Origin of the sequence: Streptomyces ortus (assembly GCF_026341275.1) — a bacterium.
Lineage (GTDB): Bacteria > Actinomycetota > Actinomycetes > Streptomycetales > Streptomycetaceae > Streptomyces > Streptomyces ortus.
Genome location: NZ_JAIFZO010000002.1, coordinates 5,454,312 through 5,480,973 on the forward strand (window position 1 = coordinate 5,454,312; position 26,662 = coordinate 5,480,973).

The window sequence follows — 26,662 nt, forward strand, 5'->3', positions numbered from 1 at the left end:
ACGATGCGTCCCCTTACATCCGGAAGACGCCGAACTGGGGGTCGCCCAGCGGCGCGTTCGCACAGGCGGTCAGGGCCAGACCCAGGACCTGCCGGGTCTCCATCGGGTCGATCACGCCGTCGTCCCAGAGCCGGGCCGTCGCGTAGTAGGCGTTGCCCTGGGTCTCGTACTGGCTGCGGATCGGGGCCTTGAAGGCCTCCTCCTCGTCCGTCGGCCAGGACTCGCCCCGGCCCTCCAGCTGGTCGCGCTTGACGGTCGCGAGGACGGAGGCTGCCTGCTCGCCGCCCATCACGGAGATCTTGGCGTTCGGCCACATCCACAGGAAGCGGGGGGAGTACGCCCGGCCGCACATCGAGTAGTTGCCCGCCCCGTACGAGCCGCCGACCACCACCGTCAGCTTCGGTACGCGGGCGCAGGCCACCGCGGTGACCATCTTGGCGCCGTGCTTGGCGATGCCCCCCGCCTCGTACTGGCGGCCCACCATGAAGCCCGAGATGTTCTGCAGGAAGACCAGCGGGATGCCTCGCTGGTCGCACAGCTCGATGAAGTGCGCGCCCTTCTGGGCCGACTCGGAGAACAGGATGCCGTTGTTGGCGACGATGCCCACCGGGTGGCCCTGGATGTGCGCGAAGCCGGTGACGAGGGTCTGGCCGAACTCGGACTTGAACTCCGCGAAGCGCGAGCCGTCCACCACGCGCGCGATGACCTCGCGTACGTCGTAGGGGGTGCGGGAGTCGACCGGCACCGCGCCGTACAGGCCGGCCGGGTCGACCTTCGGCTCCACTCCCTGCGTGACCGACCAGGGCAGGGGGGCGCGGCCGGGGAGCGTGGAGACGATCGTGCGGACGATGCGCAGGGCGTGGGCGTCGTCCTCGGCGAGGTGGTCCGTGACACCGGAGATCCGGGAGTGGACCTCGCCGCCGCCCAGCTCCTCCGCCGTCACCACCTCGCCGGTCGCGGCCTTCACCAGGGGCGGGCCGCCGAGGAAGATCGTGCCCTGGCCGCGCACGATGACGGCCTCGTCGCTCATCGCCGGGACGTACGCCCCGCCGGCCGTGCACGAGCCGAGGACCGCCGCGATCTGCGGGATCCCGGCTCCGGACATCCGGGCCTGGTTGTAGAAGATCCGGCCGAAGTGGTCGCGGTCGGGGAAGACCTCGTCCTGCATGGGCAGGAAGGCGCCGCCCGAGTCCACGAGGTAGACGCAGGGGAGGCGGTTCTCCAGCGCCACCTCCTGGGCGCGCAGGTGCTTCTTCACCGTCATGGGGTAGTACGTGCCGCCCTTGACCGTGGCGTCGTTGGCGACCACCACGCACTCGCGGCCCGCGACCCGGCCGATGCCGGCGATGACGCCCGCCGCCGGGGCCTGGCCCTCGTACAGCCCGTCGGCCGCCAGCGGGGCCAGCTCCAGGAACGGCGAGCCGGGGTCGAGCAGCGTGTCCACGCGGTCGCGCGGCAGCAGCTTGCCGCGGGCGGTGTGCCGGGCGCGGGCCCGCTCACCGCCGCCGAGGCGGGCCGCGGCGAGCTTGTGCCGCAGCTCGTCGACGAGGGCGCGGTGTGCCGCCTCGTTGTTCCGCCAGGCCTCCGACGCGGGATCGGCCGCGCTGTGGAGCTCCGGTGCCTCGTGCATCCTGCGGTCCCCTCACGCAACAAGTTAATGAGCGTTAACGCGTTTTCCGTTCAGGTTAACGAGCGCTAACCGTCCTGTCTAGAATTGCCCGCATGGCCACGAGAACCGACGCCCCCACCCGGCGCGAGCAGATCCTCCGTGAAGCCGCCCGGCTCTTCGCCGAGCGGGGGTTCCACGGCGTCGGCGTCGACGAGATAGGCGCGGCGGTCGGCATCAGCGGGCCGGGTCTGTACCGCCATTTCGCGGGCAAGGACGCGATGCTCGCCGAGCTGCTGGTGGGGATCAGCGAGCAACTGCTGACCGGCGGCAAGCGCCGGGTGGCGGAGTCCGGCGGGGACCCGGAGGCGCTCCTCGACTCGCTCATCGAGGGGCACATCGACTTCGCGCTCGACGACCGTCCGCTGATCACCCTGCACGACCGCGAGCTGGACCGCCTGCGCGACAGCGACCGCAAGCTCGTACGGCAGCTGCAGCGGCAGTACGTAGAGCTGTGGGTCGAGGTCGTGCGGCGGATCCACCCCGCGCTGGCCGAGCCGAGCGCCCGTTCGGCCGTGCACTCGGTCTTCGGCCTGCTGAACTCCACACCGCATCTGGGGCGCTCCGGGTCACTGCCCGGACGGGCGGGCACGGCGGAACTGTTGCACCGTATGGCGAGGGGCGCGTTCGCGGCAGCGGGGGCGCCCGGAGCGAACGGGGCGACCGGATCTGCCGGAGCGGAGGGAGCGGGTGGAGTCGCCGGGGCGTGACGAGCGTCTCGGGGAGGCTGCGGGTCCTGGTCTGGACGATGGTCGTGACCGGCCGGTAACGTAGGCCTGAGCAAGCGCTTAGGTATGCGCTCGGACATGGAAACTTGAGCCAGGCGGAGGTGGCGGCGGTGCGCCGTACGGTGTTCAGCGAGGATCACGAGGCGTTCCGGGAGACCCTGCGCGCCTTCATCGAGGCCGAGGTCGTGCCCGTCTACGACGAGTGGTTCGCGGCGGGCCAGGCGCCCCGCGACTTCTACTACAAGCTCGCCGAGCTGGGTGTCTTCGGCATCCGCGTGGACGAGGAGTTCGGCGGCGCCGGCATCGACTCGTACAAGTTCGAGGCCGTGATGTACGAGGAGACCGCCCGCGCGGGTGTCTCCTTCGGCGGCTCCGGTGTGCACGTGCTGCTTGGCCTGCCCTACATCAAGGCGCTCGCCACCGACGAGCAGAAGAAGCGCTTCCTGCCGAAGTTCGTCTCCGGTGAGGAGATGTGGGCCCTCGCGATGACCGAGCCGGGCACCGGCTCCGACCTCGCGGGCATGAAGACCACCGCCAAGCTGAGCGAGGACGGTACGCACTACGTCCTCAACGGCGCCAAGACCTTCATCACCGGTGGTGTGCACGCCGACCGCGTGATCGTCTGCGCCCGCACCTCCCCGTCCACGGCCGAGGACCGCCGCTTCGGCATCTCCCTCTTCGCCGTGGACACCAAGGCCGAGGGCTACTCGGTCGGCCGCAAGCTCGACAAGCTCGGCCTGAAGACCTCCGACACCGCCGAGCTGGCGTTCGTCGACGTGAAAGTGCCCGTCGAGGACCTCCTCGGCGAGGAGAACAAGGGCTTCTACTACCTCGGCGGCAACCTGCCCTCCGAGCGCTGGGGCATCGCGTTCGGCGCGTACGCCCAGGCCGCGGCGGCCGTCCGCTTCGCCAAGGAGTACGTCCTTGAGCGCACGGTCTTCGGCAAGCCGGTCTCGCACTTCCAGAACACCAAGTTCGAGCTGGCCGCCTGCCAGGCCGAGGTGGACGCCGCGCAGGCGGTCGCCGACCGCGCCCTGGAGGCCCTGGACGCCGGTGAGCTCAGCGCCGCCGAAGCGGCGTCGGCGAAGCTCTTCTGCACCGAGGTCGCGCACCGCGTCATCGACCGCTGCCTCCAGCTGCACGGCGGCTACGGCTTCATGAACGAGTACCCGATCGCCCGCCTGTACGCGGACAACCGCGTCAACCGCATCTACGGCGGCACCAGCGAGATCATGAAGTCGATCATCGCCAAGAACATGGGTCTGTAGGGCCCGCGAAAACCTCCGGGAAACGACTGCACGGTACAACTGACGCATGAGTCAGGCACTTGAGGGACTGCTCGATCTGCTCGACCTGGAGCGGATCGAGCAGGACATCTTCCGCGGCCAGTCGCGCTTCGCCGTCGTCCCGCGCGTCTTCGGCGGGCAGGTCGCGGCGCAGGCGCTGGTCGCCGCGGGGCGTACGGTCCCCGCGGACCGGCACGCCCACTCGCTGCACGCCTACTTCCTGCGGGCCGGGGACCCGGGCGCGCCCATCGTCTACACCGTCGACCGCATCCGCGACGGCCGGTCCTTCACGACCCGCCGGGTGGTCGCCGTCCAGCACGGACAGCCGATCTTCCATCTCTCCGCGTCGTTCCAGACGTACGAGGAGGGCATGGACCACCAGGCCGACATGCCGCCCGCGCCCGATCCGGAGACGCTGGAGACCACGGCCGAGATGCTGCCGCGGTACCTGGAGGCGTACGGCGACCGGAAGGTCGCGCAGCGGATGCTGGAGGCGCGGGCCGCCGTCGACCTGCGCTATGTCGACGCGCCGCCGTTCGCGAGCGTCGGCGAGCCGCGCGAGCCGCGCTCGCAGGTCTGGTTCCGCACGAACGGCAAGCTCGACGGCGCGATCGACGAGCCGCTGCTGCACGTCTGCCTCGCCACGTACGTCTCCGACATGACGCTCCTCGACTCCGTGCTGCTCGCCCACGGGCGCGGCGGCTGGGTCACCGGGGACGTCGTCGGGGCCTCCCTGGACCACGCGATGTGGTTCCACCGCCCGTTCCGCGCCGACGAATGGCTCCTGTACGACCAGGAGTCGCCGTCGGCGTCCGGGGGGCGGGGGCTCGGGCAGGCACGTATCTACACGCGGGACGGGCGGCTGGCCATCACGGTGATCCAGGAGGGTGTGGTCCGGATCCCGCGCTAGCGGCTCACTCGCCGCCGGTGAGGCCCGCCGCGTTCAGCAGGTATGCCGTCATCGGGTCGTAGTGGCGGGGGCTCGTGACGTGGTCGTCCAGAGGGACGGTCACCTGGACCGTGCCCTCCGCCTCCGCGAGGAACAGGGCCGGGTCGTTGCAGTCCGCGTATCCCACGGAGTCCACGCCCAGCTGGCCCGCGCAGCCCGCCCAGCCGTGGTCCGCGACGACCAGGTCGGGCAGGGGGCGGCCCTCGCCCTCCAGAGCCTTCAGAATCGCCCGCATCGGCTCGCCCGAGTGGGTGTGCCACAGGGTCGCGCCGTGCTCCAGGACGGCGACGTCGGCGAACTGGAAGACGTAGCCCTCGTCCGTCGTCAGGCCGTCCGGGATGACGACGATCTCGCACCCGGCCGAGCGCAGGGCGGCGGCGGTGGCGCGGTGCACGTCGAGCAGGCCGCCCGGGTGGCCCGTCGCGAACAGCACCCGCTGTCTGCCGGCGGCGGCCTTGCGCAGGCGGCCCGCCATGCGCTCCAGCGCGTCGACGGTCAGCTCCGGGTCGATGGTGTCCTGGCCGTACCGGTACTCCGGGTCGTCGTTCACGCCGCACCGCTCGGCCATCACCGCGAGGACGTCCTGCTCGTCGGTCCAGCGGTCGCCGAGCTCCAGGCCGAGCCAGTAGTTGCGGTCGCCGTTGGCCAGTTTGCGGTAGTGGGAGAGGTTGTTCTCGCGGGGGGTGGCCACGTCGCCCGCGATACGCGTCTGTACGAGGTGGTCGAGGAGGTCGGCGCGGCTGGGGGTTGCGGGTATCGGCATACCCCCATTCTGCCGGTGCGCTCCGCTGGGTGGTGCGGGGTATCGAAGCGTGGGATTTGCGTCACTCGGGGGTTTGGGGTGGGTACCTCCTGGGGTGGCGGGGTTGGGGTGGGGGTGCGCCCCGGGCGCCGGGGTGGGCGGGTGCGGGTTGGTCGGTGCTGGCCGCGCAGTTCCCGCGCCCCTGTCGGCGTGGGGCTGCGCCCCTACGCCGGGGGCGTTGTCTGGTGCGGGTTGGTCGGTGCTGGCCGCGCAGTTCCCCGCGCCCCTGTCGGCGTGAGGCTGCGTCCCTGCGCCGTTGGGGGTTTGCTTTTGGTTTCTGTGGTGAGCAGGGCTGCTCCCAGGGGGGTCAGGGTGTGCAGCACCGTGTTGGCCCAGCGGGTGCTGGTGATCAGGCCGGTGTCCCGCAGGGCCGCCGTGTGATGGGTGGCGGTCGCCGCCGAGACCCCGGCACCCCGAGCCGCCTCCGAGGTGGTCGCCCCGGTGGCGGTGGCCCGCAGGATGCCTGCGCGGGTGCGGCCGAGGAGCGCGGCCAGCGGCTGTCCGTCACCCGGCACCGGGGCCGGAACCGGGTCCCGCTGGAGCGGGTACACGATCACGGGCGGCAGGCCGGCGTCAGCCAGGGCGATGGGACTCTTCCAGCAGAAGTAGGAGGGGATCAGGAGCAGGCCCATTCCGTGGAGATGGACGTCGCGTTCCTCGGGGTAGGGAGCGACCTCCAGGACGGGGTGGCGCCAGCGGATCGTGGGGGCGAGGCTGCCGAGCAGCCCCCCGGTGCCACGGTCGAGCAGGGCCCGGGCGAGACGGATCCGCTCCGCCTGCACGCACGCGTCGACCTGCTCCCCGTATGGGGCGATCACGGCCCGATGGTAGGCGCGCAGCGTCCGGACCAGCCGGCCCCGCATGTCGTCGTCGGCGAGGCGGGAGACCCAGCTCGGGGCTCCGACGCTGACGGCGAGTCTGGCCGCCTCCTCGGCCACCTGTCCTCGGGGCGCCGCGAGCACGGCGTCCAGTCCGGCGTCCAGGCCCTGCTCGCCCTCCGCCGGAGTGAGGAAGTCGGGAAAGTAGCTCGCCCGCGGGAAGACCGGCAGCAGGAAGTTCCGTACCGCGTGGTCGAGCCCGGCCTCCCGGAGCCGGAGGCGAGCGGTGCGGTACCAGTGCGCGTAGGCCCAGCGTCCGTCCCTGGTCTGGAACCTGTGCAGGCTGACGGCGACCTCCCACAACGGATCGGGCGCCCTCGCCACCCGGATCCTGGTCAGATCCTCGGCCGTGAAGTGAAAGCGGAGCATCCTGTCCCTCTTACTTCCCCCACCAGCGACTTTTCACCTGGTTCAAATGACCGTGCCAGAGCTGCCGCTTGAGCAGAACCTGACATCAAGCCGACAAGGGAGAAACTCATGCGCTTACGGAAGAGATCGACCGCTGTCGCCGGTCTGGCCGTCATGGCCGCGTCCGCGGGGCTCCTGATGGGAGCGAGCCCGGCCTCGGCCGGCCCCAACTGCGCCAGTGGCAACCACTGCGTGTTCTACCTGGGCATCAACGACTCCGCCCGCCACTCCTACTTCGACACGGACACCGACTTCCGGAACGACACCTTCAACCAGCTCACCGGTCGCAACGGCGGCAACCAGACCGTGCACAACAACGTCGACTCCGCCAGCAACTCCAGCACCGGCGGGTACGAGAGCCACTACTACACCGGGATCGGCAGCGACTGGGAGGGCTTCCTGTTCTGCGTGAACCCCGGCTCCTCCGTCGACTACCTGCCGAGCAGCCTCCAGAACAGGGCGAGCTCCCTCCGCCTGCGCGGCACGACCAGCGTCAGCTGCTACTGACCGGTCGCGCCAAGCACCTAGCGCCAAGTGCCCAGCGCCACGCGTCAAGCGCCACACGCCAAGTGCCAAGCGCCACGCGCCGGGGGGCGGTGTGCACAGTGCCGCCTCCCGGTCACGGTCACGAATCCCGGAGAGAAGGTCCGCCTTGCTGATGGCCAGACCGCGCCGGAGTGCGGGCATCGCCGTGCTGGCGCTCGCGTCGCTCGTGCTCGCTCTGACGGCGGCGTGGGCACTGAACGACCGTTCCGCCGCCCCTGCCGCCGACACCGGCACCGCCGCGAAGCCCGCCGCCCGGCAGGCCGTGCTCACCGCCCTGCGCAACGGGCTGCCGCTCTCCGCCCTGCTCCGCAGAACCACCGAGACCTCCCGCCGGGTCCACGAGGCGGAACAACTGCTGGTGGCTGCCTGTATGAGCGCCCGCGGATTCCGCTACACCCCCGCGCCCGCGGCCCCCGAGGCCTCCGGTGGCTCCGGTGGCTCCGGGGCCTCCGGGACGTCCGGGACCAGCCCGGCCCTGTTCGGGTTCGAGAGCCTCGGTGCGCCCGGGGACGCCTTGACCCCCGAGTCGCAGCCGGCGCCGGCGGAACGGCCGCGCGGCAAAGGGTTCGACCGCGCGCTCTACGGCGATCCGAAACGCAAGATCTCCGCCCGCAACAAGGTGCTCCGCGTGAGCCGGCCCGCCACCGGCTGCCTCGCCGAGTCCCAGGCCAGGCTGCTCGGCGAGGACGGGCGGGTCCGGGACCTCGCACTCCGGATGCGCCTTGACCAGGGCGAGCGGGACGCCTTGGCGGAACTGGAGAAGGACCCGGCCTTCCGTGCCGCGACCAGCCGCTGGAAGACGTGTATGGGTCGCGCCGGAGTCACCGCGAAGGACCCCCGCCGGCTCGCTGCCGACCTGCCGGTCACCGCCGATCCCGCCACCGACCCCACGGCACGGGCCGACGTGGCATGCAAGGAACGCACCGGCTACCTGGTAAAGGCCTACGCGCGGCTCGCCGTCACGCAGCAGCGCTGGCTGGACGACAACAAGGAACCCGCCTCCGAGTGGCGGACCCTGCGGCACCGCGAGGACACGGCCGCCCGGCGCGTCCTGGAGGACTCCGGAGAGCGGTAGGAGCGGCCCCGCGGCCCCCTTACGTCACTCCGCGCGCAGGGCGAACCAGAGGTTCATGCGGACGTCCGGGTCGTCCAGGTCCGTTTCCAGGAGTGCCGCGCAGCGCGCGATCCGCTGCCGGACCGTGTTGCGGTGGACCGAGAGCGCCACCGCCGTACGGTCCCAACTGCCGTGCAGGGAGAGCCACATCCGCAAGGTCTCCACGAGGGCGGGGTTCCCGGCGACGGGCGCGAGGACGGTACGGGCGTGTGCGGCGGCCTCGGCCGGCGGGACGAGCCCGGCCAGCCCCGGCCGGTCACCGTGGCGGACCAGCCCCGCGCGGGTGGCCACGGCCCGGGCCAGGGCGCGCGCCGCCTGGGTGTCGCCGGTCCGCCACTCGCCCGGGACGACGGCCGCGCTCGCCCCGCACGTCCACCCGGGCTGGGCGACGAGTGCGCGGTGGCCGGCGGGGACGAGGACGCGTACGGCGCCGCCCGCCACGTCGACCAGCGGCGAGCCCAGCGCCGCCCCCAGTGCCGACGCGGCGACGGCGTCCGGCGCGGCGGCGGTCTCCGGCCGCGCGTGCACGACGATCCACCGCTCGCCCGCGGCCAGCAGCGGCGCGACCTCTTCCGGCGAGGCCCCCAGCAGCAGGCGGACGAGTGCGGAGGAGCGGGCCGCGCCCGTGCTGCTCGGTGCTCGCCGGTGAGGAGGGACAGGAGGACCGCGCCGACGGAGGCGATCGTGTGGTCGCCCGGCTCGCGGCGGGCGGCGGCCAGGCCCAGGACGAAGCCCTGGCCGGTGCCGAGGGCGTACGCGGCGAGATGCGCACCGGCCACCGTGTCACTGGCGGAGGACGGAGCCGGTTTGCCGGAGCCGCCGTCGGTGGCGGGCCGCACCACCGCCGCCAGTCCGGCCAGCGCCGCCCCCACCCGCTCCTGTGCCCCCGGCCACCGCCCCGCCGAGGCCACCTCCCCGCCGTCCGGTGCGTACAGCGTGGCGCGGCCCCCCACCCGCTGGGCGAGCTGCCGCAGGACCGAAGGGACCGGGTCGGGGCGGGCCGCCGCGGCGGCCAGGCTCCGCTGGGCCTCCGTGACACGGCGCAGCTCCGTGTGCCGGGCCTCGGCCATGAGCTGCCAGACCGCCCGCGCCACGCCCGAGAACGTCGTCCGGGGCGGCACCTCCACGAGCGGCAGCCCGTAGTGGTCGCAGGCCTCGACCAGGGCCCGCGGCACCGTGTCGTGCACCGGCGCCACCCCGAAGCCGAGCGCCGCGCCGCCCGCCTCGACGATCCGGGACACGTAGGCGTCGAAGTACTCCCCCGGTCCCGGCTTCGCTCGACCGGGGGTGCCCCCATCCGAACCCGCCGCCTCCGGAATGTGCACCCCGGCCGTCAGCAGCAGCTCACCGCCGAGCAGGTACGGGTACGGGTCCGCCATCTCCGAGGTGTGCGCCCAGTGGATCACCGTGGCCGGCTCGACCGGGCCCGCGATCTGCCGCAGCCCGAGATCCTCCCGGGCCAGCAGGGCGGCGAGGGGGACGGGCGGGGTCGGCGGGACGGCAGGGATGGAGGGGGAGGCTGGGGAGGCAGGGACTGCGGCGTCCGACATGATGGACGTTTCCTCCATCGGATCCGGTGAGGGTGGATGAAACGTACACTTCAGTGCCGCTTTCCGGCCACCTAACGTCAGGGTGGCCACCGAGAGAGCGAGGAGGGCCCCATGGCCGTCGACTACACAGTGATCGTCGTCTATCTCGCCGGGATGCTGGCCATGGGCTGGTGGGGCATGCGCCGCGCCAAGTCCAAGAGCGACTTCCTGGTCGCCGGACGGCGCCTCGGTCCCACGATGTACTCCGGCACGATGGCCGCCATCGTCCTCGGCGGCGCGTCCACCATCGGCGGCGTCGGCCTCGGTTACCAGTACGGGCTCTCCGGGGCCTGGATGGTCGTCACCATCGGCCTCGGGCTCCTCGCCCTGTCCCTCTTCTTCTCGGCGCGCATCGCCCGGCTGAAGGTCTACACCGTCTCCGAGATGCTCGACCTGCGCTACGGCGGCCGGGCCGGCGTGATCTCGGGCCTGGTCATGTGGGCGTACACCCTCATGCTCGCGGTGACGTCGACCATCGCGTACGCCACCATCTTCGACGTCCTCTTCGACATGAACCGGACGGTCGCGATCATCCTCGGCGGCTCGATCGTCGTCGCGTACTCGACGCTCGGCGGCATGTGGTCGATCACCCTCACCGACATGGTCCAGTTCGTCGTGAAGACCATCGGCGTGCTGCTTCTGCTGCTGCCCATCGCCGCCGTCAAGGCCGGCGGGTTCAGCGAGATGAAGGCCTCGCTGCCCACCGGCTACTTCGACCCGCTGGGCATCGGCGGCGAGACGATCTTCACGTACGTGCTCATCTACACCTTCGGCATGCTGATCGGGCAGGACATCTGGCAGCGCGTCTTCACCGCCGGCAGTGACAGGACGGCCAAGTGGGGCGGCACCGTCGCGGGCACCTACTGCCTGGTGTACGCGCTCGCCGGCGCCGTCATCGGCACGGCGGCCAAGGTCCTCTACCCGAAGCTGGCCAGCCCGGACGACGCCTTCGCGACCATCGTCAAGGACGAACTGCCGGTAGGTGTACGGGGGCTGGTCCTCGCCGCCGCCCTCGCGGCCGTGATGTCCACGTCCTCCGGAGCCCTCATCGCCTGTGCGACCGTCGCCAACAACGACATCTGGTCGCGGCTGCGCGGAGTCGTCCGGCGCGACGGCGACACCGGCGAGCACGACGAGGTCAGGGGCAACCGCGCCTTCATCCTCGTCATGGGCCTCGCCGTGATCGGTACGGCCATCGCGCTCAACAACGTCGTCGAGGCCCTGACCGTCGCCTACAACCTCCTCGTCGGCGGTCTCCTCGTGCCCATCCTCGGCGGGCTCCTCTGGAAGCGCGGGACGGCCCAGGGCGCCCTCGCCGCCGTCGCGGTCGGCGGTCTCGCGGTCGTCGGCCTGATGGCCACGTACGGGATCCTCGCCAACGAGCCCGTCTACTACGGCCTCCTCTCCTCCCTCGCGGTCTACGTGATCGTCTCGCTCCGCACGCCCGCCACCGACGCGGCCGTGCTCGCCGCCTGGCGCGAACGCCTCGCGGGCCGCGGCTCCGAACCCGCCTCCGCATTCGAGAAAGAGAGTGTCACCCGATGAACAGCAACGAGACGCCCCGCGGGCCCGTCGACTCGTCCCGCATACCCCGGTACGCGGGCCCGGCGACCTTCGCCCGGCTGCCCCGCCTCGACGAGGTCGGCACCACCGATGTCGCCGTGGTCGGCGTGCCGTTCGACGCGGGTGTCTCGTACCGGCCCGGGGCCCGCTTCGGCGGGAACGCGATCCGCGAGGCGAGCCGGCTGCTGCGGCCCTACAACCCGGCGCAGGACGCCTCGCCGTTCGCCCTCGCGCAGGTCGCGGACGCCGGTGACATCGCCGCGAACCCGTTCGACATCAACGAGGCCGTGGAGACCATCGAGGGCGCCGCCGACGAACTCCTCGGCACCGGCGCCCGGCTGATGACCCTCGGCGGCGACCACACCATCGCGCTGCCCCTGCTGCGCGCGGTGGCCCGCAAGCACGGCCCGGTCGCGCTGCTGCACTTCGACGCGCACCTCGACACCTGGGACACGTACTTCGGCGCCGAGTACACGCACGGCACCCCGTTCCGGCGGGCCGTCGAGGAGGGCATCCTCGACACCGAGGCGCTCTCCCACGTGGGTACGCGCGGGCCGCTGTACGGCAGGCAGGACCTCACCGACGACGAGAAGCTGGGCTTCGGCATCGTCACCTCCGCCGACATCTACCGGCGCGGCGCCGACGAGGTCGCCGACCAGCTGCGGCAGCGCATCGGCGACCGTCCGCTCTACATCTCCATCGACATCGACTGCCTCGACCCGGCCCACGCGCCCGGCACGGGGACGCCGGAGGCGGGCGGCATGACCTCCCGCGAACTCCTGGAGATCCTGCGCGGACTCGCCTCCTGCCACCTGGTCTCCGCGGACGTCGTCGAGGTCGCCCCCGCGTACGATCACGCCGAGATCACCTCCGTCGCCGCCTCCCACACGGCGTACGAGCTCACGACCATCATGTCCCGCCAGATTGCAGAGGCCCGAGCGCAGTGACCCACGACCACGACCTGGTGCTCCGCCCGACCCCGGAGCAGACGGAGGCCGCGCTCGACCCGCCGCCCGGCCGCAACGGCGGAGACCTGGTCGTGGAGACCCTCACCGGTCTCGGCGCGACCACCGTCTTCGGGCTGCCCGGCCAGCACGCGCTCGGCATGTTCGACGCGCTGCGCCGCTCCGACCTCACGTACATCGGGCTGCGGGTCGAGAACAACGCCGGGTTCGCGGCGGACGCGTACGGCCGGATCACCGGCGAGGCCGCCCCGTTGCTCCTGTCGACCGGGCCCGGCGCGCTGACCTCGCTGGCCGCGCTCCAGGAGGCGGCAGCCGCCAGCGCCCCCGTCCTCGCGATCAGCAGCCAGATCCCGGGCGCGGGGCTCGGCGGCGGCCGGCACGGCTACCTCCACGAACTCCCCGACCAGCAGGCCTCGTTCAGGGGCGTGGTGAAGTCCGTCCACACGGTCCGTACGCAGTCGCAGATCCCCTCCGCGATCGCCGAGGCATGGGAGTCGGCGCTCACCGCCCCGCACGGGCCAGTCTGGGTGGAGATCCCGCAGGACGTGCTGCTCGCCGAGACCGCGCTGCCCGCCGTCACCGCCGTGGACGCCGCGCCCCACGATCTTCCGCCGCGCCCCGAACTGACCGCCGTGGCCGCCGACCTGCTCGCGAACGCGGCCCGGCCGGTGATCATCGCGGGCGGCGGAGTCGTACGCGCCGACGCGTCGGGCAAGCTGCGGCAGCTCGCCGAGCGGCTGAACGCGCCCGTCGTCACCACCTTCGGCGGCAAGGGCGCCTTCCCCTGGAACCATCCGCTCTCGCTGCGGTCCTGGCTGGAGGACCGGCACACCACGGACTTCCTGGAGGACGCCGACGTCGTCCTCGTGGTCGGTTCGGGGCTGGGCGAACTCTCCTCGAACTACTACACGTTCAAGCCGCGCGGCCGGGTGATCCAGATCGAGGCCGACCTCGGGAAACTGGAGTCCAACCACCCCGCTCTCGGCATCCACGCGGACGCCCGCCTCGCCCTGTCGGCGCTCCTCGAAACCATCACGGAGAAGCGGCAGGACGCGACGGCCGCCGACCGCGTACGGACCGTGCTCGACCTCGTCCGCGAGCGGATCGACGCCCAGGAGCTCACCCTGGAGCAGCAGGTGCTGGCCGCGGTGCGGGAGGCCCTGCCCGACCGGTCGGCCAGTTTCTGGGACATGACGATCCTCGCCTACTGGGCCTGGTCCGCCTTCGACGCCCGGCGCCCCAACACCATGCACTCCGCCCAGGGCGCGGGCGGCCTCGGCTACGCCTTCCCGGCGGCGATCGGCGGCGCGGTCGCCGACCCCACCCACCCGGTCCTCGCGGTCTCCGGCGACGGCGGCGCGCTCTACTCCATCGCCGAACTCGCCACCGCCAGGCAGCACGACCTCGACGTGACCTGGCTGATCGTCGACGACGGCGGTTACGGCATCCTGCGCGAGTACATGACGGACGCCTTCGGCCGGTCCACCGCCACGGAACTGACCCGCCCGGACTATGTGGCGCTCGCGGAGTCCTTCGGCGTCCCGGGCGTACGGACCACCCCGGACACCCTCGCCGCCGACCTCGCCAAGGCCCTCGGCACGCCCGGCCCCTCGGTGGTCGTGCTGCCGGCCCTGTTGCGGATGTTCGCACCGACGCACCTGGACTGAACAACTGGATATGGGTGTGGGGCGGCGCCCGGCCGCCCCACACCCGCTTCTCGGACCGATCGCTCAGCGCAGGTACGCGCCGAAGTGGGCGGCCGTGGCGGGGGCGCCGAGCTTGCTGGCGCCGAACGCGATGGACGAGGTGGCGGTGAGGCCGCTCGCCGTGCCGTTCAGGATCCAGACCGCGCCGTTCTGCTCGTTCTCGGCGGTGGAGCCGGCCGCGAGGTCGCGGTGGCCGTCGCCGTCGAGGTCGAGGAGGGCGGTGCTCACACCGAACTCGTCGCTGTTCTCGGCGGCTCCGGGAACTCCGGCGGTGTCCTGGTGGAAGACCTGCGTTCCGGCACCCGTGGCACCGGCGGCGCTACCGGGGACCAGGGCGACCGAGCCGGTGTCGTAGATCTCGCCGACGTCCTCGCCCGGGATGCCGAGCGCGATGTCGGCGAAGCCGTCACCGTTGACGTCGCCGACCGAGACCGACCCGCCGATCTCGTCCTCTTCCTCCTCGGCACCGGGGAAGCCGGGCGAGTCCTGGTTGAAGGTCTGGACGCGGTCCTCGGACAGGCCGGCGGCCGAACCGAGGGCGACCTTGACGTTGCCGCCGCCCCAGTCGTTGCCGACCACGACGTCGTCGAAGCCGTCGTTGTTCACGTCACCGATGCCGGTGCCCATCTTGTTGCCCGCCGCCGCACCGGGGACCCAGGCGCCCTTGAAGCCCGCGCTGCCGCCGCCGAGGAGCAGGCGGTTGCCCCAGACGCCGTCGCCCTCGTAGTGGTAGGCAACGATGTCGTCCTTGCCGTCACCGTTGACGTCGCCGGCCACGGTGGAGCGGACGGGGCCGCTGACCGACTCGCCGGACTTCAGGAGGGGCAGGGTGGAGGCGGGCGTGCCGGCCCGCGAGACGGGGCCCTTCCACACGGTGCCGGTGGCCTCCTCGGGGTCGTCGCCCTGGACGTCCTGGTGGGTGAACAGGGCGAGGTCCGTCTTGCCGTCACCGTCGAAGTCACCGGTGGTGGGGGCCGCGTACCCGGCTATCGCCGTGCCGCCGGTGAGCCCGGAGGCGGAGCCCCACAGGATGACGGAGCCGGCCTTGCCGCCCGCGATCACGAGGTCGCTGTAACCGTCGCCGTCGAGGTCGCCCTTGCTGAAGAAGGACCCGAAGCGCTGGCTCGCGGTGGCGGAGCCGGGAACGCCGCTGGTGGAGCGGCTGATGAGCTTCTTGTTGTCGACGGAGACGCCGTCGGCGGACCCGTAGGTGACGGCCACGTAACCGGCCTTGGCCTTGCTCGAGATCGTGCCGTCCGGGGCGCCGACGACCAGGTCGGCGTAGCCGTCACCGTTGAAGTCGTCCTGCGCGTCCGCTGAGCCTGCGGCGGTGGTGGCGGCCTGGGCCGAGGCTCCGGTGAGGGCCATCGCGCCGAACCCTCCGGCGAGCAGTACCGCGGCTGCCAGGGGTGCGGTGAGGCGCGTACGGGTCCTGCCGTGTGCTCGGGACATAGAACGGGAGCCTTTCGAGTCGTTCGGGTTCCGCTTCTGCGTGCGGATTGCCACGTTCACTCAGTTCGACTCGATCCGGGCGCCTCCGGTTGTGCACCCCGATGTCATGGCTTTGTAACCGAGGAGACGGATGGGGAGACGGGCGGGGGGACGGATGGGGCGCTGAACTCCCTGTTCGTCACCGGGAGTTCAGCGCCGTTCACCGTCGGTCTACCAGATCGCCTCCACCCACTCCGGGTGGTCGATGAACGGGTTCCGGTTGTGCTGGTAGGTGCTGTAGATCAGTTCGTTGCGGCGGGTCTCGGAGGCGCTGGGCGGGTCCTCGTCGTTCCACTGCTTCAGCACCGAGAGGCGGCCGTGGTACCGGACGCTGCCGTTGGTGACGGCGTCGTTGGGCTCCAGGTCGGGCCAGGAGTCGTCGCCCTCGTAGCGGACGGCCATGTACAGGATCATCCGGGCGACGTCGCCCTTGACGGCGTCGCGCGGCTCGAAGGAGTTCGAGTCGGTGAGGCTGCCGCCGCTGTTGGTGAAGCTGCTGCCGCCGTTGTCGAAGTCCTTGTTGCCGCGGATGCTGTTGACCTGGACGTCCTCGGGCCGCAGGTGGTGCAGGTCCGTGCCGGGGCCGGCCGAGGTGCCGAAGTCGCCGTGGGACTGGGCCCAGGTGTGCTCGCGGTTCCAGTCACCGACGTCACCGCCGTTGAGCGACTTGCTGCGGGAGATGCCGGAGTAGAGCAGGACCACGTTGCCGCTGTTGTTCGGGTCCTGGTCGGTGACCTTGAGCGCCTCCCAGACGGCGGAGTACGAGATCTTCGTCTGGCTCTTGATGATCGTGTGCAGCGAGCCCTTGAGGGCCGTGCCGGTCTTGCCGATCGCGTTCGCGTAGTACGTGTCGTCGTACGCGGTGGTGGTGGCCGCGGCGGGGGTCGCGGCGACCGTCGGGAGGGTGAGGCCGACGAGGAGGGCGGAAACGCCGGCTGCCAGCGCCTTCCACTTGCCTGCGTGCGTTACGGACATGGGGGGTGCCCTTTCCCGAGAACGGCACGCGCGGGGGCGCGGGGCCCGGAGTCGTGGGTGGCAACGGTCCCGCGTTCTACGCGTGTTGACAGGTCGTTCAATCGGGAGAGTGGCATGGACATGAGGTCAGTTGCGTAACGAGGAGGAGTCGTTCGTGTGACGTTCTCGCATACGACGCAACCCCCGGCCGATTCCGGTCCGGGGGCTGCGGAGGGGGAGGGTTTTCCCCAATTGGGTCAGGGGAGGCCCTAGTTGACGTCCTTTGCGTCGAGGCGGTAGAGGGACTGGGTGCTCTGGGTGCCCTGGGAGTCGGCGGAACCGCTGGAGTCGGCCGAGGAGTCGGTGCCGTACTCGCTCGCCTTCACCGCTGTCGCGTGCTTCTGCACCCAGGTGGTCACCTCGGAGCTGACGCTGTCGGAGTCGCCGCCCGGGCCGCCGCCTCCGCCCATGCCCCCGCCGCCGAGCACGATGTAGTGCAGCTCGCCCTTCTTCACGAGTTCCTTCAGCTTGGCGAGGGTCATGGCCTTGTCGCTGCCGGACCAGCCCCACATGGAGATGACGGGCTGCTTGGTGCTGACGATCATTTGGGCCGCGCTCTGCGAACTCGAGACGGCGACCAGCCACTTGGCGCCGTCGCGGTGCTTCTCCAGATAGGAGGTCATGGCGGTGTCGGCGCCACCGCCCATGCCGCCGATTCCGCCGCCCATGCCGCCACCCGCGCCGGTGGGCGGGGTGCCGCTGGGGGCTCCGGTGGGGGCTCCGCCGGGGGGCGTGCCCATCTGGCCGTCGGCGTTGGCGTCGGGGGCCTCGCCGCCGGCCTGCCCGCTGTCTTGTCGCTGACCGCCCTGCCGCTGACCGTCCTGCTGACCGCCGGGGGCCTGGCCGCCACCGCCGCCGGGGAAGCCGCCCCGGCCTCCGTCGCCCCCGGGGCCGCCCATGCCGCCGCCCGTGGTGGGGCCCGCCGTCGGATTCGTACCGCTCATACCCCCGCCCGAACTCGCGGGTACCGAGGCGGCGTAGGCCGCGGGCCCGGCGAGGGAGGCGACGACGGCGGCGGCCACGGCGCCGGTGAGGAAGCGCGCCCGGCGCCCGGACCGGAAGAGGAACAGGCCCACGATCGCCAGGACCATCACCACCGCGACGGCTGGCCACAGCCAGGTGTTCCAGCCGGAGGCGCGCCGCAGCAGGACGACGGCCCAGACGCCGGTGGCGGCGAACGCCAAGGGCAGCACCCAGGACCAGCGCTTGGCGTCACCGGTACGGAAGGCACGCAGGAGCATCGCGCCGCCGCCTCCGCACAGCGCCGCGATGCCGGGCGCGAGGGCGGTCGTGTAGTACGGGTGCATGGTGCCTTCGGCGAGGCTGAAGGTGAGGTAGTGCAGCACGGTCCAGCCGCCCCACAGGATCAGCGCGGCGCGCGTGAGGTCCGTACGGGGGGCGCGTCCGCGCAGGACGAGGCCGCCGACGAGGGCGATCGCGGAGAAGGGGAGGAGCCAGGAGATCTGGCCGCCCAGCACGTCGTTGAACATCCGCCCGATCCCGGCGGTCCCGGCAAAACCGCCACCGCCGCCGCCACCCCCGCCTCCGCGGTTGCCGTCGCCGCCGAGGACGCGGCCGAGGCCGTTGTAGCCCATGATCAGGTCCCAGGCGGTGCCGTCCGTGGAGCCGCCGATGTACGGGCGCGAGGAGGCGGGCACGAGCGACACGGCGGCGGCCCACCAGAAGCTGGAGACCGCCAGTGCGACCGCCGCGACGGCGAGGTTGCGTACGCGCCGGATCCAGCCGCCCTTCGCCGCGTACAGGTAGACGGCGAAGACGGCGGGCAGGGCGATGTAGCCCTGGAGCATCTTGGTGTTGAAGGCGAACCCGAAGCACACGGCCGCGCCGACGAGCGGCAGCAGCCTGCCGTCGCGCACGGCGCGCAGGGCCAGGGCCGCGCCCCCGACCATCAGGAGGACCAGCAGGGTGTCGGGGTTGTTGTCGCGGTTGATGGCGACGGTGATCGGGGTGAGCGCGAGGACGAGCGCGGCGACGGCGGCTGCGCCGTGGCCCCAGATCCGCTTGACGGACGCGTGCACGATCCAGATCGTGCCGAGGGCGGCGGCGACCAGCGGCAGCATCATCTGCCAGGTGCCGTACCCGAAGACGCGGCAGGACAGGCCCATCACCATCAGGACGAAGGGCGGCTTGTCCACGGTCAGGAAGTTCCCGGCGTCCAGCGAGCCGAAGAACCACGCCTTCCAGCTCTGCGTACCGCTGAACACGGCGGCACTGTAGAAGCTGTTCAGGCTGGAGGAGGAGAGGTTCCAGGAGTACAGGACCCCGGCCAGGACGAGGATCGCGCCGAGCACGGGCAGCGACCAGCGGGGCGCCTTGTCGGGCCGCGCGACCGGCTCGTCGGACGGCGTGGAGGCGACGGCCTCGGGGGCGTGGGGGTACGGATCGGTGGCAGATGTCACGAGGTCATCGTGCGCGGCCGGTTTTGGCGGGGGCTGTGCTGAACCTGGGCCTCACCTGTGAGCGCCTGGCGGGTGACCCGCGGTCGCGTATGCATGCGAGAGGTGCACGACGGCCTCGCCGAAGAACGGGGCGCCCCGCGGAGTTTCGACGGGGTCGCGCCCGGCGCTGAGGCCGATGCCGTGCCGGTGTACCGACACGTGCGGATCACTCGTTCGGCCGTCCGTTGCCTCCGGTGGACGATATGTTTCCCGAGGCCACAGCCGTCCCCGGCCGGGCCACTGTCGGACCCGGCGGCTACCCTGAGCCCGGAGAGGAGGACAGCGTGCTACTGAGGTTCCGTGTCGCGAACGTACGGTCGCTGCGTGATGAACAGGAGCTGTCCTTCGTCGGGTCCGAGGACGGGACGAGCGGGGCAGCCCGTCCAGCAGAGCTGGCGGGCGGCCGGTCGGTGGACGTGCTTCCCCTGATCGGCATTTTCGGCGCCAACGCGTCGGGCAAGTCGAATGTGCTGGCCGCGATGGTCGACATGCGTACCGCTGTCCTCAACTCCTACGCCCGCTGGGCTTCGTACGACGGCATTCCGCGCTCTGTCTTCGCACTCGACCCGAAAGGGCAGAGCGAGCCGAGCTTTTTCGAGGTCGATCTCGTCATGGACGGCGTGCGCTGGACGTACGGGTTCGAACTCGGTGGGACCCAGGTCGAAGCCGAATGGCTGCACAGTTATCCGCGTGGTCACCGGCAGGTGTGGCTCGACCGCGACGCTTCCCGGGCAGAGGTGTACGAATGGCCGGGAGCCCGGGTCAAGGACCGGGCGCAGCTCGTGCGGCGCACTCGCCCGAACGCGCTTCTGCTCTCCACCGCGGGGACGGACAACCACCCGCAGCTGTCCCCTCTCTTCCACTGGTTCCGCCGCAACCTGTGGCTGATCAACCCGGAGGACGCGCGGGCGCAGCGTGAGGCGTTCACCAGACAGGAACTTTCCGGAGCCAGGGCCCGCCGCATCGAGGAGCTGTTGCGGGTGGCCGACCTCGGCATCACAGGCACCGAACTCGTCGATGAGGGCAAGGGCCGGTCGACGGTGAAGCTGGTCCACCGTTCGATGACGGGCGAGGTCGCCTTCGACTGGCAGGCCGAGTCACTCGGCACCCGCTCCTGGTTCGCTCTGCTCGGCCCGTTGCTCCTGGCCCTGGACGAGGGCGCGGTGCTGCTGGTCGACGAGCTGGACGCGAGCCTGCATCCGCGGTTCGCCGCCGAAGTCGTCCGGCTCTTCCACGACCCCTACGCCAACCCCAACGGCGCGCAGCTGGTATTCACCTCGCACGACCCGTCAGTGCTGACCACGCCGAGCGGTGGGCGACTGCTGGAGCCCGCTCAGGTGTGGCTGGCGGAGAAGGGCAAGGACGGGGCGACGGATCTCTACCCGCTGACCGCGGCGTCCCCGGGCGAGGGCGAGGACCTGATGAAGTCGTATCTCGCCGGGGCCTTCGGCGCGGTCCCGTCACTCATGGAGGGGCAGATCGCCCGACGGCTGCTGGCCGCCGGTGAGTACGCCGAGGACGAGGTGGAACAGGGCTGATGGCGAGGACGAGGGGGAAGGACTCGCTGGGTCCGACGCAGCGTCGCGGGCGGCGCAAGAGGGTCGTCCATGTCTTCACCGAGGGGCTGGTCACGGAACCCTCGTACATCGAGATCGTCAAACAGCACGGCGTCCCGGCGGATCCCGCGATGACCGTGGAGGTGCGCATCGCGAACGCCTCCGCCCCCGGCTCGCAGCGCAAGCCGCTCAAGCTGGTCGAGGCGGCTGTCCGGCTGATGCGGGACGAGCAGCGGCAGGCGAAGCGCAGCGGGCTGGAGAAGAAGTACCTGCCGCAGGTCTGGTGCGTCTTCGACCGGGACGAGCACGAGGGCATCGAGACCGCGTTGAAGCAGGCACGGGAGGGTGACGTCAGGGTCGCTTTCTCCCATCCCTGCTTCGAGGTCTGGCGGCTGCTGCACCACAAGTCGGTCACCGGAACGTTCGCAGGGGTGTGCGGCCAGGTGACGGTGAGACTGCCCTTCGCGAAGACTCCGAAGGACGCGTCGAACATCAAGCTGGTGCTGCCGCACCAGGTCTCCGGAGGCTATCTGGACGCCAGGAAACGCGCTCTCCAGATGAACGCACAGCACGGTGACCATGTGGCTCTCGTCAACCGGGACCCGTACACCGACGTGCACGAATTCGTGGAGCAGGGGCTCGGGATCGCCTCGTACTGACCGCTTCCGGCCGTTGTGCGTCCGGCGGACGTGCATCCCGGCCGACACCCGACAAGCGGATTTCGGCGGGGGCCGCGGCGGCCATAGGGTTCCTACGTCACTCGTCAGGTCGTAGGGAGTCGTACGTGGCCAAGCTCACGCTCGCGCAGTTGGAGCGGCATCTGTTCGCCGCAGCGGACATCCTCCGGGGGACGATGGATGCCTCCGAGTACAAGGACTACATCTTCGGGCTGCTCTTCCTGAAGCGGGCCAACGACGAGTTCGAAGCGGCGCGGGAGGAGATCAGGCAGTACGCGAGCAGTGAACTGGGCCTGACCGACGAGATGCTGTCCGGTTTCCTTGAGCAGGAGTCCGAGTACAGCGAGCGTGACGTGCTCTTCGTACCGAAGAACGCCCGCTGGAAGTGGATCTCCTCGGCCACCCACAACATCACCGAGGACCGGTTGCGTCCGGCGCTGCAGGCGCTGGAGGGACAGAACGCCAAGCTCCGAGGTCTCTTCGACCACCTCGACTTCAACCGCATCGGGGGCTCCGGAGCGGCTGCGGGCGCGGCCAGACTCGCCGACCAACGGCTGAAGCTGCTCATCGCGCACTTCGGGCGCATCCGGCTCCGTACGGACGACTTCGAGTTCCCCGACCTGATCGGTGCCGCGTACGAGTACCTGATCAAGGAGTTCGCGGACTCGGCCGGCCGCAAGGGCGGTGAGTTCTACACCCCGCGCGCGGTGGTCCGCATGATGGTCGAGTTGCTGGGCCCCCGCCAGGGGATGCGGATCTACGACCCGTGCGTCGGCTCGGGCGGCATGCTCATCCACGCCAAGGAGTACGTGGAGGAGCACGGCGGCGACACGTCGGACATGTTCTTCGCCGGCCAGGACGCGAACAGCGGCTCCTGGATCATGTCGACGATGAACATGGTCCTGCACGGAGTGCGCCGCTTCGACCTGCACACCGGCGACACGCTCGCCGAACCGGCACATGTGCCGAGGTCGGACGCTGACCGCTTCGACGGCGTGCTCAGCAACCCGCCGTTCTCCATGGACTACGTGCTCGACGATCTGGCGCACGGCGCGCAGCGCACGACCTACGGGGTGACCAGCGAACGCGGCAAGGCCGACCTGATGTTTCTCCAGCACATGCTGTGGGAGACGAAGCGCGAAGGCCGCGGCGGCATGGTCATCACCGTCATGCCGCACGGTGTGCTGTTCCGCGGAGGCGGCGAGCAGGCGATCCGTACGAAGCTGCTCGACGAGGACGCCGTCGAGGCGGTCATCGGCCTCGCGCCGAACATCTTCTACGGCACCGGCATCCCGGCCTGCATCCTGGTGCTGCGTCCGCCGGGCATGAAGGACTCGGCGCGGGCGGGCAAGGTGCTGTTCGTCAACGCGGACCGCGAGTTCCATGCGGAGCGGGCGCAGAACGTGCTGCTGCCGGAGCACGCCGAGAAGATCACGTCGGCGTTCCATGAGTACGCGGAGGTGCCCGCCTTCTCGCGTGTCGTCAGCCGCGAAGAACTGCGGGACAACGACGACAACCTCAACATCCGCCGCTACGTGGACAACACACCGCCGCCGGAGCCGCAGGACGTGCGGGCGCACCTGGTGGGAGGCATGCCGCGTGCGGAGATCGAGGCGAAGAAGGAACTGCTCGACTCGTACGAGCTGGTGCTGACCGACCTGTTCGCGGAGCGGGACCCGGCCGACGAGAAGTACGTGGACTTCCTGCCGGAGGGGCAGAGGCCGGACGCGGCGCGGCTGGGGGAGCTGGCCCGCCCGCGCGAGGACGCGTTGCGGACGGCGTTCGACAAGTGGTGGGCCGCTGAGGCGCGACAGTTGGAGGCGGTTGCGGCTACGCCGGAGCGGTTGGCGGACCTGACGCCCTCGGAGCGCAAGGCCGCGCTGATGGCGGTGCGCGGCTCGCTGATGGAGTCGTTCGTGGAGCAACTGCGAGGGGTCGGCCTGCTGGACCGGTACGCGCTGGCGGGAGCGGTGGCCGGCTGGTGGTACGAGGCCAAGTACGACCTGCTCGCGCTGTCGGAGAACGGGTTCGCGGGGGTTGTGGACGGCTGGGTCGAGAACGTCGAGACGATGCTCGCGCCCGAGCAGGACCCGAAGACGCGGAAGCTGAAGAAGCGGACGGCGGCGGAGCGGCGGCAGGCGTACGACCACAAGGTGGTCGCGGCCATCGCGCCCGACTTCCTGGAGGAGCTGGCGGCGGCGGACGCGCGGAAGGCGGAGCTGGACGCGCGGTGGAAGGAGCTGAACGCGGAGCCGGATGCTTCGGAGGACGGTGAGGGCGACGAACGTGACGAGGACGCTGTCACACGGGAGGCCGTGACCCTGAGCGTGGAGCAACTGGCGGAAATCGCCCAGGTGAAGAAGGACCGCACGAAGGTAGGGGCGCTGATCAAGCGGCTTGAGGGGGACTTCTGGTTCGAGCGGGCTGCTGCTTCGGCGGGGCAGTCCCGGTTGGGGGAGGAGGAGCCGCGGTTGTTCCGGGCTCGGGCCGCGTTGAGCCCGGAGGGGGAGCGGCGGGTCGTGCTGGACCTGCTGCGAGACGACCTGGTCGGGAAGCTGGATGGTCATGTGGTGCGTCGGCGTCGGGAATTGGCGGATACGTACGGGGTGTGGGAGTCGAAGTACGCGGTGTCGTTGAGGGAGATCCGGGCTGGGCGGGAGAAGGCGGCGGAGACGCTGGACGGGTTTCTGAAGGAGCTTGGCTATGTCGGCTGACGTGAGTGGCACTCGTTTCCTGCCTCTTGAGGCCCTTGCTGAGATCACGGGTGGTGTAGCCCTTGGCGGAGGTGCTCCAGGCGGTGCTGTCGAGTTGCCTTATTTGCGCGTAGCGAATGTCCAAGACGGATACATCGATACGCACGACGTCAAGACAGTTGGGGTGCCCGCGAGTGCGGTTAGGCGATTTCGTCTGATGCGCGGAGACGTTCTGCTGACTGAGGGCGGGGATCTCGACAAGCTTGGCCGGGGCGCTGTTTGGGACGGTCGGATCGATCCTTGCCTGCATCAAAATCACATTTTCAAGGTGCGGTGCGATCGGGCGAAACTCTTGCCCGAGTTTCTATCGCTTTACATGGCTTCCGGTGAGGGGAAATCTTTCTTCTTGCGTGTTGCTAAGCAGACAACGAATCTGGCTTCGATCAGCTCGTCACAGCTGAAAGCCATGCCGGTTCCTGTGCACTCGCTTGCCGGGCAGCGGCGGATCGTCGACGTGATCGAAACCGTGTCGGCGCAGGAGCGTGCCATCGAGGCGTCGATCGCGAAGCTGGAAGCATTCAGTGGTGGTGTGATGGCGGAACTCGCGGACCTGGAGTGCGGAACGCTAAATGATGTCCTTGATTTTGGTCCACAGAACGGGATCTACAAGCCTGGATCCTCCTATGGGCTTGAGGGGACACCGATCGTTCGTATTGACAGCTTTAGAGGTGGCCCATCGGATTTTACCCGGAACCTCCTCCGTGTTGCGGTGGCCAACGAGGAGGTCGAGCGCTATAAGCTTGTCACCGGTGACGTTCTGATCAACCGGGTGAACACCCCGGAACTGGTTGGAAAGTCAACTGCTGTAGGCGAGGTGCTGGAATCGACGGTTTTTGAGTCGAATATGATGCGGTGCAAGTTGCGTGCCGATCGAGCTGTTCCTGCTTTTGTTGAAACGTGGCTGGGAGGGAGAACGGCGAAGGCGCACTTCCGTGCACGCGCTAAGAGCGCAATTTCGCAAGCCAGTATCAATGGCAGTGATGTGCGTAGTTGCCCGTTCCCGAAACTTCATATTGCTGAACAGTTGGAGTTTCTAGATCGACTTGCAGCGGTCAGAGGGCAGCAGCGATTTGAGAATGGTGAGCTGGTCAAGCTCAGGAAACTCAAGCAGGGGATCATGGATGGGTTGTTGGATCGCCGCGTCAGCGTCTGAATATCGGCCCGCGTTGGCTTGCTAGCTCTTTTCCGCAAGACCGATCCCGCAGACAGGCGCCGTCGGCACCGACCAGGGGCTCACGCCTCAACTTCGATGTCGCGGCAATGGCGGTGCCGGCGGTCGACGATGTGACATGGCCCCCGTCACACGACAGGGGCTGGTCGCCGGGAGAGAGGGAGTCCTTGTCCATGCGGGGAACTTGCCGTCCTTGACGGCTGTGACGAACGATGACCAGTCAGCCGCCGGGAATACCAGCGCGGGACCGTGCGGGATCTTGGAGTCGCGGACAGGGACGCCCGAGGGGTGGTCATCCAGCACCTCGATGCAACTGCCTCCCTCGCTGTTGCTGTAGGACGACTTCCGCCAGCCTCGCAGTGCTGCAGCGTTCGGGATTATTCGGTCAGTCATGGTGTCCGTAGTCCTTCGCTGTCGCCCTCAGTAGGGCCAATGAATCTTTTAGCGGCACTGCGTCGCTCATCGCGAGATCGTAGCGGCCCTGCAACTCCCGAACCACGGACGGGGAGTCGTGCATCTTCCCCATGCGCAGGCCCTCGCTGTACGCCACGGGCGGTTGGTCGTCGAACCACATCAGGCTGAGCATGTTCTCCATCAGCGGGTGGAAGCCCAGGCTGAACGGCATCACATGGACCCGTACCCGGCCCCTCTCTGCAAGGCGAACCATGTGCATGATCTGCTCCGCCATCACATCGGGCCCGCCCACGACCCGCCGCAACACCGCCTCGTCCAGCAGTGCCCAAACTACCGGCGTCACCGGATCGTCAAGGATCTTCGCGCGCTCACGCCGTGTGACAACGAGCCTGTCACATTCCCTTTCACCCACAGGAGGGAACGACGTGCCCAGAACCGCACGTGCGTACCGTTCCGTCTGGAGGATGCCCGGTACGAACGACAGGGCGAACTCCCGGATCATCACCGCCTGTTGTTCGAGCAGCCGAGCCGCCTCGAAGTAGCTGGCGACCGCCGCGTCCTCCGCTGGCAGGAAACTGCTCAGCACATTTCCCGTGTTCAGGACCCTATCCAGGCGCCGGGCGTCCTCCTTGGAAGGAACGCGCCGCCCCGCCTCGATGTGCGAGATGTGCGAACGAGTCATGACCGCCGCGTCGGCCAACTCCTGCTGTGTCAGCCCTGCCGTCTCGCGTTGCTGCTTGAGCCAGTCACCGTACGTGCTGGTCATGGCCTCTCCTTTGTGACAAATGACTGGTCACACCCGACCCTCTGGCGAGCCTAGACCGGGCCGTCTCACTCTGTAAGTGAATGGCTACAGAATGCGAGACCCCCGCGACCGTGCGACCTGTACGACCGGTCCGTGGCATGGCCATCAACGAACCCAACGGA

The 26,662-nt window shown here is 70.1% G+C and carries 19 protein-coding genes and 2 pseudogenes; 12 read left to right on the forward strand and 9 right to left on the reverse strand.

Annotated elements, in window-relative coordinates:
* Nucleotides 1–13 precede the first annotated feature (13 nt).
* On the reverse strand, nt 14–1,630 hold the full coding sequence (locus tag K3769_RS27535; protein WP_267028963.1) for a carboxyl transferase domain-containing protein: 1,617 nt from the start codon (nt 1,628–1,630) through the stop codon (nt 14–16).
* A 92-nt stretch (nt 1,631–1,722) separates the two neighbouring features.
* Here K3769_RS27535 and K3769_RS27540 point away from each other — a divergent pair, with 92 nt between their 5' ends.
* The 3 genes from K3769_RS27540 to K3769_RS27550 all read left to right on the forward strand — a co-directional run bounded on the left by K3769_RS27540 (nt 1,723) and on the right by K3769_RS27550 (nt 4,590).
* The gene (locus tag K3769_RS27540) at nt 1,723–2,376 is read left to right on the forward strand and encodes an SACE_7040 family transcriptional regulator (protein ID WP_267028964.1); all 654 of its coding nucleotides are present in this window, start codon (nt 1,723–1,725) and stop codon (nt 2,374–2,376) included.
* Between the two features lie 128 nt (nt 2,377–2,504).
* Entirely contained in the window at nt 2,505–3,662 is a 1,158-nt protein-coding gene (locus K3769_RS27545) for an acyl-CoA dehydrogenase family protein (protein ID WP_267031573.1), read from the forward strand.
* A gap of 46 nt (nt 3,663–3,708) precedes the next feature.
* Nucleotides 3,709–4,590, forward strand: coding sequence for an acyl-CoA thioesterase (locus tag K3769_RS27550; protein WP_267028965.1), 882 nt, complete (start codon nt 3,709–3,711; stop codon nt 4,588–4,590).
* Between the two features lie 4 nt (nt 4,591–4,594).
* Here K3769_RS27550 and K3769_RS27555 read toward each other — a convergent pair whose 3' ends face one another.
* Both K3769_RS27555 and K3769_RS27560 read right to left on the reverse strand, forming a co-directional pair.
* On the reverse strand, nt 4,595–5,392 hold the full coding sequence (locus K3769_RS27555; RefSeq protein ID WP_267028966.1) for a phosphatase: 798 nt from the start codon (nt 5,390–5,392) through the stop codon (nt 4,595–4,597).
* A gap of 203 nt (nt 5,393–5,595) precedes the next feature.
* Nucleotides 5,596–6,678: a helix-turn-helix domain-containing protein gene (locus tag K3769_RS27560; RefSeq protein ID WP_267028967.1), complete on the reverse strand. Its 1,083-nt coding sequence runs from the start codon at nt 6,676–6,678 to the stop codon at nt 5,596–5,598.
* A gap of 108 nt (nt 6,679–6,786) precedes the next feature.
* Here K3769_RS27560 and K3769_RS27565 point away from each other — a divergent pair, with 108 nt between their 5' ends.
* Complete coding sequence (locus tag K3769_RS27565; RefSeq protein ID WP_267028968.1) at nt 6,787–7,224, forward strand: hypothetical protein; 438 nt, start codon at nt 6,787–6,789, stop codon at nt 7,222–7,224.
* A 151-nt stretch (nt 7,225–7,375) separates the two neighbouring features.
* On the forward strand, nt 7,376–8,338 hold the full coding sequence (locus K3769_RS27570) for a hypothetical protein (RefSeq protein WP_267028969.1): 963 nt from the start codon (nt 7,376–7,378) through the stop codon (nt 8,336–8,338).
* Between the two features lie 24 nt (nt 8,339–8,362).
* Here the strand turns inward: K3769_RS27570 and K3769_RS27575 are convergent.
* Nucleotides 8,363–9,927 (reverse strand): annotated as a pseudogene (locus K3769_RS27575) (PucR family transcriptional regulator).
* Nucleotides 9,928–10,038: 111 nt separating this feature from the next.
* Here K3769_RS27575 and K3769_RS27580 point away from each other — a divergent pair.
* The 3 genes from K3769_RS27580 to K3769_RS27590 are packed head-to-tail and all read left to right on the forward strand — an operon-like array spanning nt 10,039 to nt 14,161.
* Nucleotides 10,039–11,511, forward strand: coding sequence for a sodium:solute symporter family protein (locus K3769_RS27580; RefSeq protein ID WP_267028970.1), 1,473 nt, complete (start codon nt 10,039–10,041; stop codon nt 11,509–11,511).
* A complete protein-coding gene (speB, locus tag K3769_RS27585; protein WP_267028971.1) occupies nt 11,508–12,476 on the forward strand; it encodes an agmatinase in 969 nt (322 codons plus the stop codon). Before K3769_RS27580 ends, speB begins: the two co-directional genes overlap by 4 nt.
* On the forward strand, nt 12,473–14,161 hold the full coding sequence (locus K3769_RS27590) for a thiamine pyrophosphate-binding protein (protein WP_267028972.1): 1,689 nt from the start codon (nt 12,473–12,475) through the stop codon (nt 14,159–14,161). The genes speB and K3769_RS27590 overlap by 4 nt, the downstream gene beginning before the upstream one ends.
* A gap of 63 nt (nt 14,162–14,224) precedes the next feature.
* Here K3769_RS27590 and K3769_RS27595 read toward each other — a convergent pair whose 3' ends face one another.
* The 3 genes from K3769_RS27595 to K3769_RS27605 form a co-directional block, all read right to left on the reverse strand.
* Nucleotides 14,225–15,652, reverse strand: a complete 1,428-nt coding sequence (locus K3769_RS27595; RefSeq protein WP_267028973.1) for an FG-GAP and VCBS repeat-containing protein — start codon at nt 15,650–15,652, stop codon at nt 14,225–14,227.
* A 210-nt stretch (nt 15,653–15,862) separates the two neighbouring features.
* On the reverse strand, nt 15,863–16,666 hold the full coding sequence (locus K3769_RS27600; RefSeq protein ID WP_267028974.1) for an endonuclease I family protein: 804 nt from the start codon (nt 16,664–16,666) through the stop codon (nt 15,863–15,865).
* Between the two features lie 248 nt (nt 16,667–16,914).
* On the reverse strand, nt 16,915–19,125 hold the full coding sequence (locus tag K3769_RS27605) for an ArnT family glycosyltransferase (protein ID WP_267028975.1): 2,211 nt from the start codon (nt 19,123–19,125) through the stop codon (nt 16,915–16,917).
* A 323-nt stretch (nt 19,126–19,448) separates the two neighbouring features.
* Here K3769_RS27605 and K3769_RS27610 point away from each other — a divergent pair, with 323 nt between their 5' ends.
* The 4 genes from K3769_RS27610 to K3769_RS27625 all read left to right on the forward strand — a co-directional run bounded on the left by K3769_RS27610 (nt 19,449) and on the right by K3769_RS27625 (nt 25,303).
* The gene (locus K3769_RS27610) at nt 19,449–20,702 is read left to right on the forward strand and encodes an AAA family ATPase (protein WP_267028976.1); all 1,254 of its coding nucleotides are present in this window, start codon (nt 19,449–19,451) and stop codon (nt 20,700–20,702) included.
* Nucleotides 20,702–21,379 (forward strand): RloB family protein, encoded by a 678-nt coding sequence (locus K3769_RS27615; protein ID WP_267028977.1) that lies wholly within the window; start codon nt 20,702–20,704, stop codon nt 21,377–21,379. The genes K3769_RS27610 and K3769_RS27615 overlap by 1 nt, the downstream gene beginning before the upstream one ends.
* A 125-nt stretch (nt 21,380–21,504) precedes the next feature.
* Nucleotides 21,505–24,111, forward strand: coding sequence for a type I restriction-modification system subunit M (locus tag K3769_RS27620; protein WP_267028978.1), 2,607 nt, complete (start codon nt 21,505–21,507; stop codon nt 24,109–24,111).
* Entirely contained in the window at nt 24,101–25,303 is a 1,203-nt protein-coding gene (locus K3769_RS27625) for a restriction endonuclease subunit S domain-containing protein (RefSeq protein ID WP_267028979.1), read from the forward strand. The genes K3769_RS27620 and K3769_RS27625 overlap by 11 nt, the downstream gene beginning before the upstream one ends.
* Before the next feature lie 195 nt (nt 25,304–25,498).
* Here K3769_RS27625 and K3769_RS27630 read toward each other — a convergent pair.
* Both K3769_RS27630 and K3769_RS27635 read right to left on the reverse strand, forming a co-directional pair.
* A pseudogene (locus tag K3769_RS27630) lies at nt 25,499–25,714 on the reverse strand (DUF397 domain-containing protein); the annotation flags it as partial.
* On the reverse strand, nt 25,707–26,501 hold the full coding sequence (locus K3769_RS27635) for a helix-turn-helix domain-containing protein (protein WP_267028980.1): 795 nt from the start codon (nt 26,499–26,501) through the stop codon (nt 25,707–25,709). The pseudogene K3769_RS27630 and the gene K3769_RS27635, both read right to left, overlap by 8 nt.
* Between the last annotated feature and the right edge of the window lie 161 nt (nt 26,502–26,662).